General features: G+C 46.8%; 1 protein-coding gene and 1 pseudogene. Both read right to left on the bottom strand.

Annotation, left to right across the window (positions count from 1 at the left end):
* Positions 1-526 (bottom strand): annotated as a pseudogene (locus R8N28_RS26390) (hypothetical protein); the annotation flags it as partial.
* Positions 523-1,118 (bottom strand): energy transducer TonB (locus R8N28_RS26385; protein WP_318183806.1); only part of this gene is annotated, 596 nt, incomplete at its 5' end. The gene R8N28_RS26385 and the pseudogene R8N28_RS26390, both read right to left, overlap by 4 nt.

Raw genomic sequence — 1,118 nt, 5'->3', positions numbered from 1 at the left:
ACAATGGACCGAGTTCATCTGGCTGACCAAACTTCTCGTAGCGACCCATCGCTAATAACACTTTATTCCATTGGCTCAACTGGTAATGCGATTGTGCGATGCGCAGCCAAACTTCATGAGCTTTCTGGTTTTTAGGTACGGCTTTACTCAACTCGTAATAGTGCGGCAAGGCTTTAGCAAACTGTTGTTCGTTCAACAAAATATCCGCTAGCATTTTACGTGTTTGCCACGCTTGCTCGTCTTGCAATAAACCGCTGCTTACCGCGAAATCCAGTTGCTTGATAGCTGGCTTAACTTGCTCATTCTGCCAATAAAAAATACCAAGCATACGAGCAACAAACGCTTGATCGTAGCCACGCGATAGGTCTAACGATTCGAGAGTTGAGATCGCTTCTTTAAACTTCTCTTCTTGAGCTAAGCTGTGCGCACGCTGCACTCTAGATGCGGTGTACTGGCTAAGCTCTTGAGCTATCGCACTGGCTGCGGTCAAACTAAGCAGCGTTGTGATTAAGAATTTCTTCATCATTTGCCTAATTTGAACTCCACTTTTGCGGTTTGTCCGAACTGCTCAATCGACACACCATTTTCAACTTTGGGTTGGTATTTCCACTTCTTCAACGCGCTAATGGCTTCTTTTTCAAACATACGCTTTGGCTCTGCATCGATCACTTCAATGTCTTTTGGACGACCTGTCGTGTCAATCGTAAAGCGCATGATCACATAGCCTTCAACCTTGCGTTTTAATGCTTTACTTGGGTAACGAGGTTCAACTTTATACAGCGGTAACGCTTGTTGATTGCCCATGGTTCCCTTTAGGTTTGGCGCATTAATCGCAATACCATCTAACGCCGTGTTTAACCCAAGCGCGCTGATCGGTGTTACTTGGCTCATCGGCTCAACTTGCGTGTTGGCTTGAGACAGCTCCATCGGCTCTGGTGCTTGAGGTGGCTCTGGCTGCTCTGGTACTGAACGTTGACGACGCTGCACATCGGCATCGTTTTCAACCATGACCATATCAAAACGCACTGCCTCAGACGGTTTTGGTGCGCGTTGATTGCCGTTATCGACCATCCACGCCATAAAGCTAAACAAACTCACGGCGATCAATAATGACGCTG

Source organism: Vibrio sp. Vb1554 (genome assembly GCF_033344235.1).
The sequence above is the reverse complement of the archived record's forward strand: the minus strand, read 5'-3'. Positions and strand labels throughout refer to the sequence as shown.